The 18,930-nt window shown below is 53.2% G+C and carries 12 protein-coding genes; 6 read left to right on the top strand and 6 right to left on the bottom strand.

Translation table 11 applies throughout. The features are described from left to right. Positions 1–69 precede the first annotated feature (69 nt). The 4 genes from yfaE to ubiG all read right to left on the bottom strand — a co-directional run bounded on the left by yfaE (position 70) and on the right by ubiG (position 4,869). A complete protein-coding gene (gene yfaE, locus ACHHZ6_RS03040) occupies positions 70–324 on the bottom strand; it encodes a class I ribonucleotide reductase maintenance protein YfaE (protein ID WP_182272103.1) in 255 nt (84 codons plus the stop codon). Beyond that, the gene (gene nrdB / locus ACHHZ6_RS03035) at positions 324–1,454 is read right to left on the bottom strand and encodes a class Ia ribonucleoside-diphosphate reductase subunit beta (RefSeq protein ID WP_182272102.1); all 1,131 of its coding nucleotides are present in this window, start codon (positions 1,452–1,454) and stop codon (positions 324–326) included. The genes yfaE and nrdB overlap by 1 nt, the downstream gene beginning before the upstream one ends. 51 nt (positions 1,455–1,505) lie before the next feature. Continuing rightward, a complete protein-coding gene (gene nrdA / locus ACHHZ6_RS03030) occupies positions 1,506–3,791 on the bottom strand; it encodes a class 1a ribonucleoside-diphosphate reductase subunit alpha (RefSeq protein WP_395121711.1) in 2,286 nt (761 codons plus the stop codon). A 349-nt stretch (positions 3,792–4,140) separates the two neighbouring features. Then, on the bottom strand, positions 4,141–4,869 hold the full coding sequence (gene ubiG, locus ACHHZ6_RS03025) for a bifunctional 2-polyprenyl-6-hydroxyphenol methylase/3-demethylubiquinol 3-O-methyltransferase UbiG (protein ID WP_182918697.1): 729 nt from the start codon (positions 4,867–4,869) through the stop codon (positions 4,141–4,143). A gap of 146 nt (positions 4,870–5,015) precedes the next feature. Here ubiG and gyrA point away from each other — a divergent pair, with 146 nt between their 5' ends. Together gyrA and rcsC are read left to right on the top strand one after the other, a co-directional pair. Next, the gene (gene gyrA / locus ACHHZ6_RS03020) at positions 5,016–7,652 is read left to right on the top strand and encodes a DNA topoisomerase (ATP-hydrolyzing) subunit A (RefSeq protein WP_182272099.1); all 2,637 of its coding nucleotides are present in this window, start codon (positions 5,016–5,018) and stop codon (positions 7,650–7,652) included. Positions 7,653–7,787: 135 nt separating this feature from the next. After that, a complete protein-coding gene (gene rcsC / locus ACHHZ6_RS03015) occupies positions 7,788–10,634 on the top strand; it encodes a two-component system sensor histidine kinase RcsC (protein ID WP_182918696.1) in 2,847 nt (948 codons plus the stop codon). A gap of 91 nt (positions 10,635–10,725) precedes the next feature. Here rcsC and rcsB read toward each other — a convergent pair whose 3' ends face one another. Both rcsB and rcsD read right to left on the bottom strand, forming a co-directional pair. After that, positions 10,726–11,376 carry a response regulator transcription factor RcsB gene (gene rcsB / locus ACHHZ6_RS03010; protein WP_003859405.1) on the bottom strand — a complete coding sequence of 217 codons (651 nt, stop codon included), beginning with the start codon at positions 11,374–11,376 and terminating at the stop codon, positions 10,726–10,728. 16 nt (positions 11,377–11,392) lie between these two features. Next, positions 11,393–14,065 (bottom strand): phosphotransferase RcsD, encoded by a 2,673-nt coding sequence (gene rcsD / locus ACHHZ6_RS03005; RefSeq protein WP_395121710.1) that lies wholly within the window; start codon positions 14,063–14,065, stop codon positions 11,393–11,395. Positions 14,066–14,807: 742 nt separating this feature from the next. Between rcsD and ACHHZ6_RS03000 the strand changes: the two genes are divergently transcribed. From ACHHZ6_RS03000 to alkB, 4 genes are all read left to right on the top strand, one after another. Continuing rightward, positions 14,808–15,914 (top strand): porin OmpC, encoded by a 1,107-nt coding sequence (locus ACHHZ6_RS03000; protein WP_182272096.1) that lies wholly within the window; start codon positions 14,808–14,810, stop codon positions 15,912–15,914. 117 nt (positions 15,915–16,031) lie between these two features. Next, positions 16,032–17,087, top strand: coding sequence for an FAD:protein FMN transferase ApbE (gene apbE, locus ACHHZ6_RS02995; protein ID WP_182918695.1), 1,056 nt, complete (start codon positions 16,032–16,034; stop codon positions 17,085–17,087). Between the two features lie 72 nt (positions 17,088–17,159). Further along, a complete protein-coding gene (ada, locus tag ACHHZ6_RS02990) occupies positions 17,160–18,218 on the top strand; it encodes a bifunctional DNA-binding transcriptional regulator/O6-methylguanine-DNA methyltransferase Ada (protein ID WP_182920051.1) in 1,059 nt (352 codons plus the stop codon). After that, a complete protein-coding gene (gene alkB / locus ACHHZ6_RS02985) occupies positions 18,218–18,871 on the top strand; it encodes a DNA oxidative demethylase AlkB (protein WP_196390250.1) in 654 nt (217 codons plus the stop codon). The genes ada and alkB overlap by 1 nt, the downstream gene beginning before the upstream one ends. The last annotated feature ends 59 nt before the right edge of the window (positions 18,872–18,930 follow it).

Raw genomic sequence — 18,930 nt, 5'->3', positions numbered from 1 at the left:
GACTGCGCCTGACCCGGCCTACGAACTGCGGTTTTGTAGGTCGGGTAAGTGAAGCGCCACCCGACACAATCACATCTCGATCTCAATATCCCCTTTTGCCCGGCAGCAGCAGGGCAAAATTTCCCCTTCGTTGATAAAGGCCAGTGGTTCAGTCAGCCAGTCCACCTGGCCTGCAACCAGACGGCAGCGACAGGAGCCGCAATACCCGGCACGACACTGGTACTCTACCTCAACCTGATGGGCTTCAAGCGCCACCAGCAGAGAAGGGTGCTCTTCCCGGCACAGCACTTCTGTACCGGAAAGACTGAGCGTTACGCGTGTCATCAGAGCTGGAAGTTACTCAGGTCGTCAGTATCCACTTCCGCGTCAATCTGACCCACCAGGTAAGAACTCACTTCCACTTCCTGCGGTGCAACCTGCACGTTATCGGACACCAGCCAGGTGTTGATCCACGGGATTGGGTTAGAACGCGTCTGGAATGGCAGGTCAAGACCGACGGCCTGCATACGGATGTTGGTGATGTACTCAACATACTGGCACAGGATGTCTTTGTTCAGACCAATCATTGAACCGTCGCGGAACAGGTAATCTGCCCACTCTTTCTCTTGCTGCGCGGCCAGCACGAACAGGTCGTAGCACTCCTGTTTGCACTCTTCGGCGATTTCCGCCATTTCCGGGTCGTCGGTGCCACTGCGCAGCAGGTTCAGCATGTGCTGAGTTCCGGTCAGGTGCAGGGCTTCGTCACGGGCAATCAGGCGAATGATCTTGGCATTGCCTTCCATCAGCTTGCGCTCGGCAAACGCGAAGGAGCAGGCGAAGCTGACGTAGAAGCGAATCGCTTCCAGCGCGTTCACGCTCATCAGGCAGAGATACAGCTGTTTTTTCAGCGCACGCAGGTTCACGGTGACGGTTTTACCGTTCACATTGTGGGTACCTTCACCCAGCAGATGCCAGTAGCTGGTCATCTCGATAAGTGTGTCGTAGTAGTGCGCAATACCTTCCGCACGCTTCTGGATCTGCTCGTTAGTGACGATATCGTCAAACACCACCGCCGGATCGTTCACGATGTTGCGGATGATATGAGTGTAAGAACGGGAGTGGATCGTCTCAGAAAACGCCCAGGTTTCCACCCAGGTTTCCAGTTCAGGAATGGAGATCAGCGGCAGCAGCGCTACGTTCGGACTACGTCCCTGAATGGAGTCCAGCAGCGTCTGATACTTCAGGTTGCTGATGAAGATATGCTTTTCGTGATCCGGCAGCGCCTGGAAATCAATACGATCGCGGGAAACGTCAACTTCTTCCGGACGCCAGAAGAAGGAGAGTTGCTTTTCAATCAGCTTTTCGAAAATGTCATACTTTTGCTGATCGTAGCGTGCCACGTTGACCGGCTGGCCGAAGAACATCGGCTCTTTGAGCTGGTCGTTTTTCGTCTGTGAAAAGGTGGTGTATGCCATGAATTGGGGTCCTGTCTTACGAAATAAAGGCGGGGATATCCCCGCCCTTCATTAGATCTTACATGCGCCGCTTTCGCAGCCATCGTCCTGGATAGAAGGTGCCAGGTCGTCCTGCGCGTCTTCCGCACCATCACGGGTGTTGTGATAGTACAGCGTTTTCACGCCAAATTTATAGGCGGTGAGCAGGTCTTTCAGCAGTTGTTGCATCGGAACCTTGCCTGACGGGAAGCGCGTCGGGTCATAGTTGGTATTGGCAGAGATCGACTGGTCGATAAACTTCTGCATGATACCCACCAGCTGCAGGTAACCGTCGTTGTTCGGCATTTCCCACAGCAGCTCGTAGTTGTCTTTCAGCAACTCGTAGTCTGGCACCACCTGACGCAGGATACCGTCTTTCGACGCTTTGATGCTGACGTGGCCGCGCGGTGGCTCGATACCGTTGGTGGCGTTAGAGATCTGTGAAGAGGTCTCAGACGGCATCAGGGCAGAGAGCGTGGAGTTACGCAGGCCGTGCGTCTTGATGGACTCACGCAGGGCTTCCCAGTCCAGGTGCAGCGGCTCGTTAGCAATCGCATCCAGGTCTTTTTTATAGGTATCGATCGGCAGAATGCCTTTCGCATAGGTGGTTTCGTTGAACCACGGGCACGCGCCTTGCTCTTTTGCCAGCTCGTTGGAGGCTTTCAGCAGGTAATACTGAATAGCTTCAAACGTTTCATGGGTCAGGTTGTTCGCGCTGCCGTCGGAGTAACGCTTACCGTGTTTCGCCAGCCAGTACGCAAAGTTGATCACGCCAATACCCAGGGTACGACGGCCCATTGCACCGCGTTTTGCCGCCGGGATTGGGTAATCCTGGTAGTCCAGCAGGGCATCAAGCGCGCGAACGGCCAGCACGGCCAGCTCTTCCAGCTCGTCCAGGCTCTTAATCGCACCCAGGTTGAACGCAGACAGTGTACACAGGGCGATTTCACCGTTCTGGTCGTTCACGTCTTCCAGCGGTTTGGTCGGCAGGGCAATTTCCAGGCACAGGTTAGACTGGCGCACTGGCGCAACCACTGGATCGAACGGGCTGTGGGTGTTGCAGTGGTCAACGTTCTGGATGTAGATACGGCCAGTAGAAGCACGTTCCTGCATCATCAGGGAGAACAGTTCCACCGCTTTCACGCGCTGCTTGCGGATGCTGTCGTCTTTTTCGTATTGGGTGTACAGGCGCTCGAATTCGTCCTGATCGGCGAAGAACGCATCGTACAGACCCGGGACGTCGGACGGACTGAACAGAGTGATCTCTTCACCTTTCAGCAGACGGGTGTACATCAGCTTGTTGATCTGCACACCGTAGTCCATGTGACGCACGCGGTTGCCTTCAACGCCACGGTTGTTTTTCAGTACCAGCAGGCTTTCGACTTCCAGGTGCCACATTGGGTAGAACAGGGTCGCAGCACCGCCACGCACGCCGCCCTGAGAGCAGGATTTCACCGCTGTCTGGAAGTGCTTGTAGAACGGGATACAGCCGGTGTGGAACGCTTCACCGCCGCGAATTGGGCTGCCCAGCGCACGGATACGGCCCGCGTTGATGCCGATACCGGCACGCTGGGAGACGTATTTCACAATCGCGCTGGACGTGGCATTGATGGAATCCAGGCTGTCACCACACTCGATCAGTACGCAGGAGCTGAACTGACGGGTAGGGGTACGCACGCCAGACATAATTGGCGTTGGCAGAGAAATTTTGAACGTGGAAACCGCATCGTAGAAACGCTTCACGTATTCCAGACGGGTGTCACGCGGGTAGTTTGAGAACAGGCAGGCGGCTACCAGAATATAGAGGAACTGAGCGCTCTCGTAGATTTCGCCGGTCACACGGTTCTGAACCAGGTATTTACCTTCGAGCTGCTTCACCGCCGCGTAGGAGAAGTTCATGTCGCGCCAGTGATCGATAAACCCGTTCATCTGCTCGAACTCTTCTTCCGTATAGTCTTCCAGCAGATGCGTGTCGTATTTGCCCCGCTCAACCATTTTCACCACGTGAGCGTAAAGCTTTGGCGGCTCGAACTGGCCGTAGGCTTTTTTACGCAGGTGGAAAATCGCCAGACGTGCAGCGAGGTACTGATAATCCGGTGCTTCGCGGGAGATCAGATCCGCCGCAGCCTTGATGATGGTTTCATGGATATCAGACGTTTTGATGCCATCGTAGAACTGGATATGGGAACGCAGTTCAACCTGGGAGATAGATACGTTGTTCAGTCCTTCTGCTGCCCAGTCGAGAACTCGATGGATTTTGTCCAGATTGATACGCTCGGTAGTACCGTCGCGCTTTGTCACCAGCAGACTCTGATTCATGTGGGTTTTTACCTGTCCGTGAAATAAAAAATATCCCCCCGTTTATCCACAGGTCCGTCTTGTGACTAACTCTGTGGATAAATACTACATGTAGGGGTTTTGCGATAAGAAAAACGCTATATGGTGAGTATTCTAGTAAGGATTCTTTTCAGCACAAGGGTTGATTTTGACGTTAAATTGAGGTTGTGAAAGGGTAAAAAAGGCTAAGTCCTCGTACCGTAAGGCCTGGAAGACATGTCAATAATTAAGAAAAAAAATTCAAAATTTGATCGAGTGCTGATTTCTTCAACGAGAGGTCAAAATTGCGCAACATGATGTCGCGCAATCTTTATAAGAATATTTGATGACGTTAGTCGTTTTTGGCCGTTGTGTGCAACATATAATTAACATCCACGCCCGGTGCGAGCTTGAATTTGTCCGTTAATGGATTGTAATGCAGCCCGGTCATGTGCTGCTCTTTGAGCCACGTCTGGTCAACCCAGCTCAATAACTCAGCAGGCTTAATGAATTTCTTCACGTCGTGTGTACCTTTTGGCACCATGCGCAGCACATACTCCGCACCCACCACGGCCATCAGCCAGGCTTTGCCATTACGGTTGATCGTAGAGAAGAAGACCTGACCGCCAGGCTTAATCAGTTTTGCACAGGCATTGACCACGGACTGCGGGTCGGGTACGTGTTCCAGCATCTCCATGCAGGTCACCACATCGTATTGATGTGCGTGCTTTGCCGCGTGTGCTTCAACGGTTTCCTGCACATATTCCACCTGGACGCCGGATTCCAGCGCATGCAGACGCGCCACCTGCAGCGGTTCAAACCCCATGTCCAGGCCGGTGACGGTTGCCCCTTCACGCGCCATGCTTTCTGCCAGGATGCCGCCGCCGCAGCCAACGTCGAGGACTTTCTTACCGAACAGTCCGCCGGAACGCTCCGCGATATAGCCCAGACGCAGCGGGTTAATGCGGTGCAGAGGTTTAAACTCACCTTCGAGATCCCACCAGCGGGACGCCACCGCTTCGAATTTGGCAATCTCTTCATGGTCAACGTTGTGAGCCACCGGGGATTTTTCGGCATTCATGGACGCTTTTACTCCTTATTTAGCAAGACTTCGGAGTATATCAGCCCGCGCGGGTGAATAAAGCTTATTGGTTTACCTCAATCACCGCGGCTGTGTTATAATTTGCGACCTTTGAATCCGGGATACAGTAGAGGGATAGCGGTTAGATGAGCGACCTTGCGAGAGAAATTACACCGGTTAACATCGAGGAAGAGCTGAAGAGCTCCTATCTGGACTATGCGATGTCGGTCATTGTTGGCCGTGCGCTGCCGGACGTCCGCGATGGCCTGAAGCCGGTACACCGTCGCGTACTATACGCCATGAACGTATTGGGCAATGACTGGAATAAAGCCTACAAAAAATCTGCCCGTGTCGTGGGTGACGTCATCGGTAAATATCACCCGCATGGTGATATTGCCGTGTATGACACCATCGTCCGTATGGCACAGCCATTCTCCTTGCGTTACATGCTGGTAGATGGTCAGGGTAACTTTGGTTCTGTTGATGGCGACTCCGCGGCGGCGATGCGTTATACGGAAATCCGTATGTCGAAAATCGCTCACGAGCTGATGGCCGACCTGGAAAAAGAGACCGTTGATTTCGTCGATAACTACGACGGCACCGAGCGAATCCCTGATGTCATGCCTACCAAGATCCCGAACCTGTTGGTTAACGGTTCGTCAGGTATCGCCGTCGGTATGGCAACCAACATTCCGCCGCACAACATTACGGAAGTGATTAACGGCTGCCTGGCCTATATCGACGATGAAGACATCAGCATTGAAGGGCTGATGGAACACATCCCGGGGCCGGACTTCCCGACGGCGGCGATCATCAACGGTCGTCGTGGTATTGAAGAAGCGTACCGCACCGGTCGCGGCAAGATTTACATCCGTGCCCGCGCCGAAGTGGAAGCGGACGCCAAAACCGGCCGTGAAACCATCATTGTTCACGAGATCCCGTATCAGGTGAACAAGGCGCGTCTGATTGAAAAAATCGCCGAGCTGGTAAAAGAAAAACGTGTTGAAGGTATCAGCGCGCTGCGTGACGAGTCTGACAAAGACGGTATGCGCATCGTGATTGAAATCAAACGCGACGCGGTGGGTGAAGTTGTTCTGAACAACCTGTACTCCCAGACTCAGCTTCAGGTCTCCTTCGGTATCAACATGGTGGCGCTGCACCACGGTCAGCCGAAGATCATGAACCTGAAAGAGATCCTGAGCGCGTTTGTGCGTCACCGCCGTGAAGTGGTGACCCGTCGTACCATCTTCGAACTGCGCAAAGCGCGTGACCGTGCGCATATCCTTGAAGCACTGGCCGTTGCACTGGCAAACATCGACCCAATCATCGAGCTGATTCGCCGTGCGCCAACGCCGGCTGAAGCAAAAGCAGCCCTGATTGCGCGTTCGTGGGATCTGGGCAACGTGGCGGCGATGCTGGAACGTGCGGGCGATAACGCTGCGCGTCCTGAGTGGCTGGAGCCGGAATTCGGCGTGCGTGACGGTCAGTACTACCTGACTGAACAGCAGGCCCAGGCGATTCTGGATCTGCGTCTGCAGAAACTGACCGGCCTTGAGCATGAAAAACTGCTCGACGAATACAAAGAACTGCTGGAGCAGATTGCTGAGTTGCTGCATATCCTCGGCAGCGCAGAGCGCCTGATGGAAGTGATCCGCGAAGAGCTGGAACTGGTACGTGAACAGTTCGGCGATGAGCGTCGCACCGAAATCACCGCGAACAGCTCTGATATCAACATTGAAGATCTGATCAACCGCGAAGATGTGGTGGTCACCCTGTCTCACCAGGGCTATGTGAAGTATCAGCCATTGACCGACTACGAAGCACAGCGTCGTGGCGGTAAAGGCAAATCTGCGGCACGTATTAAAGAAGAAGACTTTATTGACCGTCTGCTGGTGGCGAACACCCATGACACGATCCTCTGCTTCTCAAGCCGTGGTCGTCTGTACTGGATGAAAGTCTATCAGCTGCCGGAAGCGAGCCGTGGCGCGCGTGGTCGTCCAATCGTTAACCTGCTGCCGCTGGAAGCGAACGAACGTATCACCGCCATCCTGCCAGTACGCGAGTACGAAGAAGGCGTAAACGTCTTTATGGCAACCGCCAGCGGTACCGTGAAGAAAACTGCGCTGACCGAGTTCAGCCGTCCACGTTCTGCCGGTATTATCGCGGTGAACCTGAACGAAGGCGACGAGCTGATTGGCGTGGATCTGACCTCCGGTTCTGATGAAGTGATGCTGTTCTCTGCCGCCGGTAAAGTGGTGCGCTTTAAAGAGAACGCAGTGCGCGCAATGGGGCGTACTGCGACCGGCGTTCGCGGCATCAAACTGGCGGGTGAAGACTCAGTTGTTTCCCTGATCGTTCCGCGTGGCGAAGGTGCCATCCTGACCGTGACGCAGAATGGCTACGGTAAACGTACGGCAGAAAGCGAATACCCGACCAAGTCTCGTGGCACGCAAGGCGTTATCTCTATCAAGGTTACCGAGCGCAACGGTTCTGTTGTGGGCGCGGTGCAGGTAGATGATACCGACCAGATTATGATGATCACTGATGCCGGTACGCTGGTGCGTACGCGCGTTTCCGAGATCAGCGTGGTTGGTCGTAACACCCAGGGTGTTATTCTCATCCGTACTGCGGAAGATGAAAACGTCGTGGGTCTGCAACGTGTTGCTGAGCCAGTGGATGACGAAGAGCTCGATTCCATCGACGGTAGCGTAGCGGAAGGTGATGATGACATCGCGCCGGAAGCGGACACTGACGATGATGCAGCGGATGACGCTGACGAGTAATGTCTCCTGATGTAAAAAGGGCCGGATTCCGGCCCTTTTCTTTTGCAGATGCAGATAAGTGAACGTTGCGACCTGGCGCGTTTACCGCTACCTTAACCACATTCTTGTTGACCCCGACGGCGGAGCCTCGCCCCTTTGAAATACCTCGTCTCCTTTCGTACCACGCTGAAAGTCTCTCGCTATCTGTTTCGGGCGCTGGCGCTATTGCTTTGGTTGCTGGTGGCGTTGTTCTCGGTGTTTTACATCGTTAACGCGTTGCACCAGAAAGAATCGGAGATCCGTCAGGAGTTCAACTTAAGCTCCGATCAGGCTCAGCGCTATATTCAGCGAACGTCTGACGTGATGAAGGAACTGAAGTACATTGCCGAAAACCGCCTGACGGCAGAGAACGGCATCCTTGCTATCCGTGGGCGTGATGACAAAACGGAAGTCCCGGATTTCGAGCCGCTGTTCCCGGATTCGGATTGTTCGGCGATGGGCAATGCCTGGCGCGGCTCGCTGGAATCACTCGCGTGGTTTATGCGCTACTGGCGTGACAACTTTTCTGCGGCCTATGACCTGAACCGCGTTTTCCTGATTGGCAGTGAAAACCTCTGTATGGCTGATTTTGGCCTGCGCGATATGCCCGTCGAGCGCGATGATGCGCTAAAGAGCCTGCACGAGCGCATAGTGAAATACCGTAATGCCCCTCAGGATGAACGCAGTAATAATATCTTCTGGATAAGCCAGGGGCCACGCATGGGCGTCGGGTATTTCTATGCCCTGACGCCGGTGTATCTGGGTAATCGTCTGCAGGCATTGATGGGCATTGAACAGACCATCCGCATGGAAAACTTCTTCACGCCGGGCAGCCTGCCGATGGGCGTGACTATTCTGGATGAAAACGGTCATCCCCTGATTTCACTCACCGGGCCAGAGAACCGTTTGCAAGTCGATCCACACTGGATGCAGGAGCGTTCGTGGTTTGGCTACACCTCGGGCTTCCGTGAGCTGGTGTTGAAGAAAAGCTTACCGCCATCGTCGCTGAGTATTGTCTATTCGTTGCCTGTCGATATGGTGCTGGAGCGCATTCGCATTCTGATCCTGAACGCCATTTTGCTGAATGTGCTGGTGGGTATCGTGTTGTTTACACTGGCTCGCATGTACGAGCGGAAGATCTTTATCCCCGCCGAAAATGACGCCCAGAGAATGGAGGAGCACGAGCAGTTTAACCGTAAAATTGTCGCCTCCGCCCCGGTGGGGATCTGTATCCTGCGCACGCAGGACGGCACGAACATCCTCAGTAACGAGCTGGCACATAACTACCTGAACATGCTGACGCATGAAGACAGACAGCGGTTGACGCAGATTATCTGCGGGCAGCAGGTTAACTTTGTGGACGTACTCACCAGCACCCATACTAACCTGCAAATTAGCTTTGTTCACTCGCGTTATCGTAACGAAAACGTGGCGATTTGCGTGCTGGTGGATGTTTCTGCGCGCGTGAAGATGGAGGAGTCATTACAGGATATGGCGCAGGCGGCGGAACAAGCCAGCCAGTCGAAATCCATGTTCCTTGCCACCGTCAGCCACGAATTACGTACTCCGCTGTACGGGATTATCGGTAACCTCGATCTGCTGCAGACCAAAGAACTGCCGAAAGGGGTCGACAGGCTGGTGACGGCGATGAACAACTCCTCAAGCCTGCTGCTGAAAATCATCAGCGATATTCTCGACTTCTCTAAAATTGAGTCCGAGCAGCTGAAAATTGAGCCGCGTGAGTTCTCTCCACGCGAGGTGATGAACCATATCAGCGCCAACTATATGCCGCTGGTGGTGCGTAAGCAGCTGGGACTTTACTGCTTTATCGAACCGGATGTGCCGCTGACGCTACAGGGCGATCCGATGCGCCTGCAACAAGTCATCTCTAACCTGCTCAGCAACGCCATCAAATTTACCGACGTCGGCTGTATTGTGTTGCACGTGTGTCGGGCAGGGGACTACCTGAGTATTCGCGTGCGGGATACGGGAGTGGGTATTCCGGCGAAGGAAGTGGTTCGTCTGTTTGATCCGTTCTTCCAGGTGGGGACCGGTGTGCAGCGTAACTTCCAGGGCACCGGGCTGGGTCTGGCGATCTGTGAGAAGCTGATCAGCATGATGGACGGAGATATCTCCGTGGATACTGAGCCAGGTATGGGAAGCCAGTTCACCATCCGTATTCCGCTCTATTCGGCGCAGTATCCGGCTAAAACAACGGTCGATGGGTTGAGCGGTAAACACTGCTGGCTGGCGGTGCATAACGCATCGCTGAATGATTACCTGACGGCACTGCTCATTCAGAGTGGTGTGGGGGTATCCCGTTATGAAGGTCAGACGCCGGATGCGGATGATATGCTCATCACGGATGGCATGCAGAAACAGACATGGCAGGGACGAGGGACGGTGATCTTCTGTCGTCGTCACATCGGCATTCCGCTTGAGCATGTTCCGGGGGAATGGTTGCATAGTGTGGCAACGCCGCATGAGCTGTTAGGTTTGCTGGCGCACATTTACAGCGTGCAGTTGGAAGACGGCGAGGGCACGGCCGCTTTGCCGTCACCGGACTCTCTGACACCGGCGAACGACGATATGATGATTCTGGTGGTGGACGACCATCCTATCAACCGTCGTCTGCTGGCCGACCAGCTTGGTTCATTGGGTTACCAGTGTAAAACCGCCAATGACGGCGTGGATGCGCTGAATGTGCTGAGTAAGAACCATATTGATATTGTGCTCAGCGACGTCAACATGCCGAATATGGACGGTTATCGCCTGACGCAGCGCATTCGTCAGCTTGGGCTGACGCTGCCCGTTGTGGGCGTGACGGCAAATGCTCTGGCGGAAGAGAAACAGCGGTGTCTGGAATCAGGCATGGACAGTTGTCTGTCGAAGCCGGTTACGCTGGACGTTCTCAAACAGACGCTGTCAATTTATGCCGATCGCGTAAGAAAAACGCGGACATAAAAAAGGCCCTTATGGGCCTTTTTTGTTTGTTCTCCCTCTCCCTGTGGGAGAGGGCCGGGGTGAGGGCATCAGTCCGCTCACTCGCTGACGATCAATCCTTGTCCGTTGCACTCAGCGTCACGGAGGAGAGATAGTTCAGCAGGGCAATATCGTTGTCCACACCCAGTTTCATCATCGCGGATTTCTTCTGGCTGCTGATAGTCTTAATGCTGCGGTTCAGTTTCTTGGCAATCTCGGTGACCAGGAAACCTTCAGCGAACAGGCGCAACACTTCGCTCTCTTTTGGTGACAGGCGTTTGTCACCGTAGCCACCCGCGCTGATTTTTTCCAGCAGACGTGAAACGCTTTCAGGGGTGAACTTCTTGCCTTTCTGCAGTGCTGCAAGTGCTTTTGGCAGATCGGTTGGAGCACCCTGCTTAAGGACAATCCCTTCAATATCCAGATCCAGTACGGCACTCAGGATCGCCGGGTTGTTGTTCATGGTCAGAACGATGATCGAGATGTCCGGGAAATGGCGTTTAATGTATTTGATGAGCGTGATCCCATCACCGTATTTATCCCCGGGCATGGAGAGATCGGTAATGAGAACGTGTGCATCAAGTTTCGGCAGGTTATTGATGAGCGCTGTAGAGTCTTCAAATTCACCGACTACATTCACCCACTCGATCTGTTCAAGTGATTTGCGAATACCGAACAGTACAATCGGATGGTCATCGGCAATAATTACGTTCATATTGTTCATGTATAAGGCTACCTTGCTACAGCAAGCTGTTGACGTAGGCGTCAATGTCGCTGATGTATTTTTCAATGCCAGAGGCATCTTTCTCACGAATTAGATGTTCCAGCGTTTCACATAACTGCTTGCCGGGAACCAGATTAAGCATGGCAAACACCCCTTTAAGCCGGTGTGCTGTCTGTGCCAGCGCCGCGAAATCATTCGCAGCGGACTCAGTATACAACCGCTTAACATCATCTGGTACTGTATCAACAAAGAGTGAATAGTAACCGCTGGCATGCAGTTCGGCGTTTTCATCACCGCCTAACGGGGATTCCGGTATCTCTTCCTGCGCCAGTTGCTCTTCTATAAGTTGTAGTACAGCTTCCTGCATCGCATTGCTCATATTAAAGTTGACGCGCATCTGGCCAGGGCCGATTTTTCGCACGCCTGGCTCATCATCGCTTAAAAGCAAGCCGGAGGCAGTAAGATTAGACGGATTATCAGTTAAAAACAGATCAAATTCTTGACTTGAGAGTCTTTCATCCGGCGTGATGCAGGCTGCGCCCCAGTTTTCTAACTGGCGAACCACGATATTGCGGATCTCATTTGAGGTCACATCGACCATCACCACCACGTCATCCAGCAGGCGTTCTTCATCTTCTTCCTGCGGATTGGCGGTCATTTTAACGTGCAGAGAGTAGCGTGTGCCAAGCGATTCGCGCGCCTTGATGTTCAGGTGGCCACCAAGCTTACGCGCCAGCTGATCGCACAGCCAGAAGGTCAGCGCATTGGCTTTGCCATAATGATCGCTCTGGGTATCGTTCAGGAACGGGAAGTGCAGGTTATCGATCTCACTGACCGTGACGCCTTCGCCAGTGTCCAGAATGCGGAACGTCAGGCGGTCGTCCGTAGATTCGTCGGTGCTGACTTCCAGGGTGATTTTGCCAATCTGGGTGGTGGTTACCGCGTACTGGATCAGCATCAGCAGGATCCGACGAAGGGCTTCGCGATCGCCATGACGTTCGTCATTCGCCGGTAAGGCGTTGTTGATCAGCAGCTGTAGCCCTTTGCGCTTAATGATGGGCAGTACATCCGGAACCACTTCATCGATCAGATTCTGGATGGAGAAGAGCGTTGGGGTGCCTTTCCAGATGTCATTCTCCAGCATGTTCGCAAGCTGGATTTCGTCAACCAGACGAACCAGTGAGTCGGCCTGGCTGGCAAGCTGATGGCTTTCAGCTGTGCTCAACGCCGCCGCCTGTGTGGCCAGCGTTTTAAGCGGCTGCTTGAAAGCATCGCCAATATTTTGCATAAACGCGGCACGGCCCTGCTGGTTTTTCTCATACAGCCTTTGTGCCTGTTTGAGCTTTTTATTCACCAGCACTTCCCTGTCCTGATCGCGGATAACGAAGATTTGTGTGCGGGAAGCCACCTGGCTGCGGAACTGGCGGATTTCATACAGTTCATTATTAATGGTCGCCTGAATCACCCCCTGATGCTGATCCGCCATCGTGGTGATGTTCTGCAGGTTCAGATGTGGCAACAGGTGATCGGCAATTTTATTGCTCATCACCGTACGGTTCGCTTCCTGATCGTGCACGAGCACCCCAAGCGGCAGCACGGAAATAATCTCTTCGTTCAGTGCGCGTAACATGCGTAATTCATTGCTGGTTCCTGCCGGAACTGAAGAGGCGTCACTCTGACGCCCTGGCTGAAAACGGAAGGTGCTGTAGCCAAACAGCGCCAGCGCCAGAAGACCGATATTCAGTAACAGCGGTAACAGGATGTTTTGCAGCGTATCGAGCAGCAATGTACCAAACGGCACTTGCCACACCAGGCGCATGCCGGTTGAGTTCAGCGAAGACGCAATTTCAATCTTCGAGCCGTTAAAGGAGATGGATACACTCTCTACAGCCTCTTTGTCCGGCGTAGTGCGCATATTCTGTGTATTGCTGTCTGGATCAAGGCGGAAACTGTCCAGCGGCATATCCGGGGGGATCAAATCGTTGATGGGCAAGTCGAAGGCCACCACGGTCGCCAGGTGTCCTGGCTGGTTAAACGTGGTACGCAGGGTAAAGTAATGCCCATTTTGCCAGGCCAGACGGCGCAGCGAAGAGAAGCTCTCGCGTTCATCAAGGGCGTTAGCCTGCTGCAACATTTCTGCCCGGCGGGAGTCGACAATGCTGCCCACTGTGGTTTCTTTAAAGCCGGACGAGAGATCTTTTAGCGGCAACGTGGAGATCAGGATCATGCTGTTGTCCTGACCGTTTAAATAGTACATCGACCACGGCACGGTCTCAGCGCCCCAGAGGGTATCAAGATAGGTTGAAATGCGCTGTGTCATCTCAAGCGTTGCGCTGTCGTGAGAGCCAAAAATGAGGGCCTCCGTCTTACGCTGGGGCTTTTCGAGGTAATAGACATCTTGCTTAAGGCGTGTCTCCTGCAGGCCTTCCCCTGAAGATGTCGCCGGGGCCGCAGCGATATTGTCGTAAATCTGCCATGTCGCATAGCGCCAGGTATCAATACGTTTGTGCACGGCATGCGTGATATCAACGATCTGGTAGCTTTTATCCTTCAGCCAGGCGTTAACCGCGCTCTGAACCATAACCCCCATCGTGACTAACAGCACAATGATCAACAGAAGAAAGAAACGGGTGATGCTCCCGGGAAGAAGAGAGAACTTACTTGAAGCGGTGGTTTCAGACTGACTCATTGATATGTTTAACCCGTGATGGCCGCGCTTTAAGGGGATAGGGCAGTATAAAGGGTAATAACTGAATTTCCAGCGTCACTGTCTGAGAACAAGCGACTTTTTCCGCCGAGAATATCGGGAGTGCACCTTGCTCTAAACGTGTACAAGCAGGCGGGAGATGTACAAATAAAGGACGATATCAGTCAGGAAATAGCACGAATAAACAAGAAATTAAGTTTGTAGTAATGACAGGCATACGGAAATGATTTCGGCGTAATTTAGTTAATAGTCGTTATTATTTCCATGTGGTAGCACAAAAAAAAGGTATTTACGTAAAGAAAGGTAAAAAAAAACCGAATGCTCAGCATCCGGTTGAATTAGGGATAAACAGACATTCAAAACTGAATGACGGTAATAAATAAAGTTAATGATGATAGCGGGAGTTATTTTAGAGATGTCAGGTGGTTTTGTTTTGTCATTCAGTGCTGTAAAGATTGTTTTGTTAACACATTGATTTTTAATGGTTTTTGATTATTTTTGATTATAAGTGCTATATTTTCAAGCTCTTTGTGCTTTGTAAAAGTTCCCTCAAATTTACAAAATGAAACATCTTTGTTGAAAAATGAAACACCTTCAAAGTTTTCGTATCATATTCGTGTTGGATTATTCTGTAATTTTGAGGAAAATGAACTTGCCGACTGGTTAAGAATGTTTAACCAGTAAGCAGTGGTAATAATAAGGCATATAACAGAGGGTTAATAACATGAAAGTTAAAGTACTGTCCCTCCTGGTACCAGCACTGCTGGTAGCAGGCGCAGCAAATGCGGCTGAAATTTATAACAAAGATGGCAACAAATTAGATCTGTACGGTAAAGTTGATGGTCTGCACTATTTCTCCGACGACAAGAGTGCTGACGGAGATCAGACCTACATGCGTATCGGCTTCAAAGGCGAAACCCAGGTTAACGATCAACTGACGGGTTACGGTCAGTGGGAATACCAGATCCAGGGTAATACGGCTGAAAGCGAAAACAAATCCTGGACTCGTGTGGCGTTTGCGGGTCTGAAATTCGCTGAAGCAGGTTCCTTCGATTACGGCCGTAACTACGGTGTGATCTACGACGTAACGTCCTGGACTGACGTTCTGCCAGAGTTTGGTGGCGATACTTACGGTGCAGATAACTTCCTGCAATCCCGTGCGAACGGCGTAGCGACCTACCGTAACCAGGACTTCTTCGGTCTGGTTGATGGCCTGAACTTTGCTCTGCAGTATCAGGGCAAAAACGGCAGCGTAGATGGTGAAAACAATACGGGTCGTAGCACCCTGAAACAGAACGGTGATGGTTATGGCGCGTCCGTGACCTACAACCTGGGTGCTGGCTTCAGCATTGGTGGTGCGATGGCATCTTCCAAACGTACCTACGATCAGAACAACACTGCAGCACTGGGTAATGGCGACCACGCTGAAGTTTACTCCGGTGGCCTGAAATATGATGCTAACAACATCTATCTGGCAACGCAGTACTCTCAGACCTATAACGCAACCCGTTTCGGTGACTCTCAGAGCAGCAGCGACATCTACGGTTTTGCTAACAAAGCGCAGAACTTCGAAGTGGTTGCTCAGTACCAGTTCGACTTCGGCCTGCGTCCGTCCGTGGCTTACCTGCAGTCTAAAGGTAAAGACATCGAAGGTTACGGCGATCAGGATCTGCTGAAATATGTTGATGTGGGTGCGACTTACTACTTCAACAAAAACATGTCCACCTATGTGGACTACAAAATCAACCTGCTGGATGACAACTCCTTCACCAAACAGGCTGGTATCGGTACTGATGACATCGTAGCGCTGGGTCTGGTTTACCAGTTCTAATTCGCTTCTCAGTATGACAAAGGGGCCGTCTGGCCCCTTTTTTCGTGTCTTTTTTAGGGTCTTACAATTCCCCCGTTTTGGTGTACTCTTGCCGCCCAGGCATGAGGATAATAACGAATGGATATGACTTTTTTACGCGCCAGCTTTCTGGCTACCTTTTTTTTCCTGACAGCATGTGACTCTTCCACACCACCGGCGAAAACGGACGCGCCAGCGGCGACGGTTCTGGAAGGCAAAACGATGGGCACATTCTGGCGCGTCAGCGTGATGAATCTCGATGAGAAACGCGCTGAAGAACTGCGCGGCAAAATTCAGTCGCAACTGGATGCTGACGATCAGCTGCTCTCGACCTATAAAAACGACTCGGCACTGATGCGTTTTAATCTGTCTAAAAGCACCTCCCTCTGGCCGGTGAGCGAAGCGATGGCCGATATCGTGACCGAAGCAATGCGCGTGGGCTACAAAACCAACGGTGCAATGGATGTCACCGTGGGGCCGTTAGTTAACCTGTGGGGGTTTGGCCCCAACAAGCAGCCGCTCACTACACCCGCCCAGGCGGCCATTGACGATGCCCGTGCCCGCACAGGGTTACAGCATCTGACGGTGATCAATCAGTACGGGCAGCAGTATCTGCAAAAAGATATTCCCGATCTGTTTGTCGATCTGTCGACGGTGGGGGAAGGATACGCGGCGGATCACCTTGCGGCGCTGATGACCCAGGAAGGGATCGCGCGTTATCTGGTTTCTGTCGGGGGGGCGTTAGTCAGCCGTGGCATGAACGCCAGTGATAAACCCTGGCGGGTCGCTATTCAAAAACCAACCGACCAGCAAAACGCCGTGCAGGCGATTGTGGATATCAATGGTCATGGTATCAGCACCTCCGGGAGCTACCGTAACTATTACGAACTCGACGGTAAGCGCATTTCGCATGTTATCGATCCGCAAACAGGGCGTCCGATCGAGCATAATCTGGTGTCCGTTACGGTGATTGCCCCAACAGCACTGGAAGCCGATGCCTGGGATACCGGATTGATGGTGCTCGGCACGGAAAAAGCCAAAGAGGTGGTACGCCAGGAAGGACTGGCAGTCTACATGATCACCAAAGAGGCCGACGGCTTTAAAACCTGGAGTTCACCCCAGTTCAACAGCTTCCTGGTGAGCGAAAAAAATTAAAAAGCAAGGTTGCGGGTTTTTCTTCGCTGGCACTCAGGCACGCTGTATGTATGCTTGTAAAAGGAGCTGATGATGAAAAATCCAACCTTTAATACCGATGAGGATCGCTGGCAGGCAGTTCTGGCCCGCGATCTGCGTGCTGATAACCAGTTTGTCTTTGCCGTACAGACGACGGGTATCTTTTGTCGCCCGTCCTGTCGCGCCCGCCACGCGCTGCGTAAAAATGTCCGCTTTTACCCTGATGCTCAACACGCTGTTCTGGCCGGATTCCGCCCGTGTAAGCGCTGTATGCCAGACAAACGTGACCCGCAGGAACAGAAGCTGGCAAAAGTTGAACTGGCCTGTCGTCTTCTGGAGCAGGAGCCCACGCTCACCCTGGAGGCGCTGGCGCAGCAGGTTGCCATCAGCCCATTCCATTTCCACCGCCTGTTTAAGTCCGTGACCGGCATGACGCCCAAAGCCTGGCAGCAGGCGGCGCGGGAGCAACGTCTGCGCCATGCACTGGCACAGGGCGACAACATTACCGAGGCTGTACTGGCAGCAGGGTTTCCTGATAGCAGCAGCTATTACCGTAAAGCCGATGTGGCGCTGGGTATGACGGCGAAACAGTACCGGAAAGGGGATGTTGCCGTGCGTTATGCTGTCAGCGGCTGTTCGCTAGGGCGTTGTCTGGTGGGGGAAAGTGAGCGGGGGATCTGCGCGATATTGCTGGGCGACGACGATGCGACCTTAACAGAGGAACTTCTGACGCTGTTTCCAAAGGCAGAGCAGGAACCACTGGAAGGCGCATTTGCGCAGCGTATCCGCCAGGTAATTGCCAGTATTGATGGCCGTGCGGTACCGCTGACACTTCCGCTGGATATTCGCGGAACCGCTTTTCAGCAACAGGTCTGGCAGGCACTTCGTACCATTCCCTGTGGTGAAACGGCAAGCTATCAGCAGGTCGCGCAGGCGATTGGCAAACCCGCTGCCGTTCGCGCGGTGGCGGGAGCCTGCGCCGCTAACAAACTGGCGATTGTGATCCCCTGTCATCGTGTTGTTCGTAACGACGGGGCACTTTCTGGTTACCGCTGGGGGACGGCGCGAAAGGCGTTATTGCTAACACGTGAGGCGAAGAGCCGGGAGGGGTAATGCTCGATCTTTTTGCAGAGGCTGACCCCTGGCAGGAGCCGCTTGCCCCGGGGGCCGTGATCCTGCGCCGTTTTGCGCTCTCGCGCGCGGCGGCGCTGCTTGCCGGGATTGATGAGGTTGCGGCTGTCTCGCCATTCCGTCAGATGGTCACGCCGGGCGGTTACACCATGTCGGTGGCGATGACCAACTGCGGTAAGCTGGGCTGGACGACGGACGATCGCGGCTATCTGTACGCCCCCGTTGACCCAATGACCGGCAGCGCCTGGCCTTCCATGCCTGCGGTCTTTCAGGCGCTATGCCACGACGCTGCCGTTGCAGCCGGTTACGCTGACTTTACACCCGATGCGTGCCTGGTGAACCGCTATGCCGTCGGCGCGAAACTCTCGCTGCACCAGGATAAAGATGAACCAGACCTGCGCGCACCTATCATCTCCGTCTCTTTAGGCCTGCCTGCGGTTTTCCAGTTTGGTGGATTGCGTCGCAATGACCCGCTCAAACGTCTGATGCTGGAGCATGGCGATGTGGTGGTGTGGGGCAGGGAATCGAGGCTGTTTTATCACGGCATTCAGCCGCTTAAACCGGGTGTTCATCCGCAGACAGGCGAATTCCGTTTTAACCTGACTTTTCGGCAGGCTGCAGAGAGCACAAAGTGATCCGCGATGCCGTTGCAAGGTCGTCGGCACAAACAACACTCCTCATTAAATTTCACAAT

Origin of the sequence: Enterobacter cloacae complex sp. 2024EL-00214, from assembly GCF_043945575.1 — a bacterium.
GTDB classification, from domain to species: domain Bacteria; phylum Pseudomonadota; class Gammaproteobacteria; order Enterobacterales; family Enterobacteriaceae; genus Enterobacter; species Enterobacter cloacae_P.
Note: the sequence above shows the minus strand (reverse complement) of the source record. Positions and strands in the feature narration are given on the sequence as shown.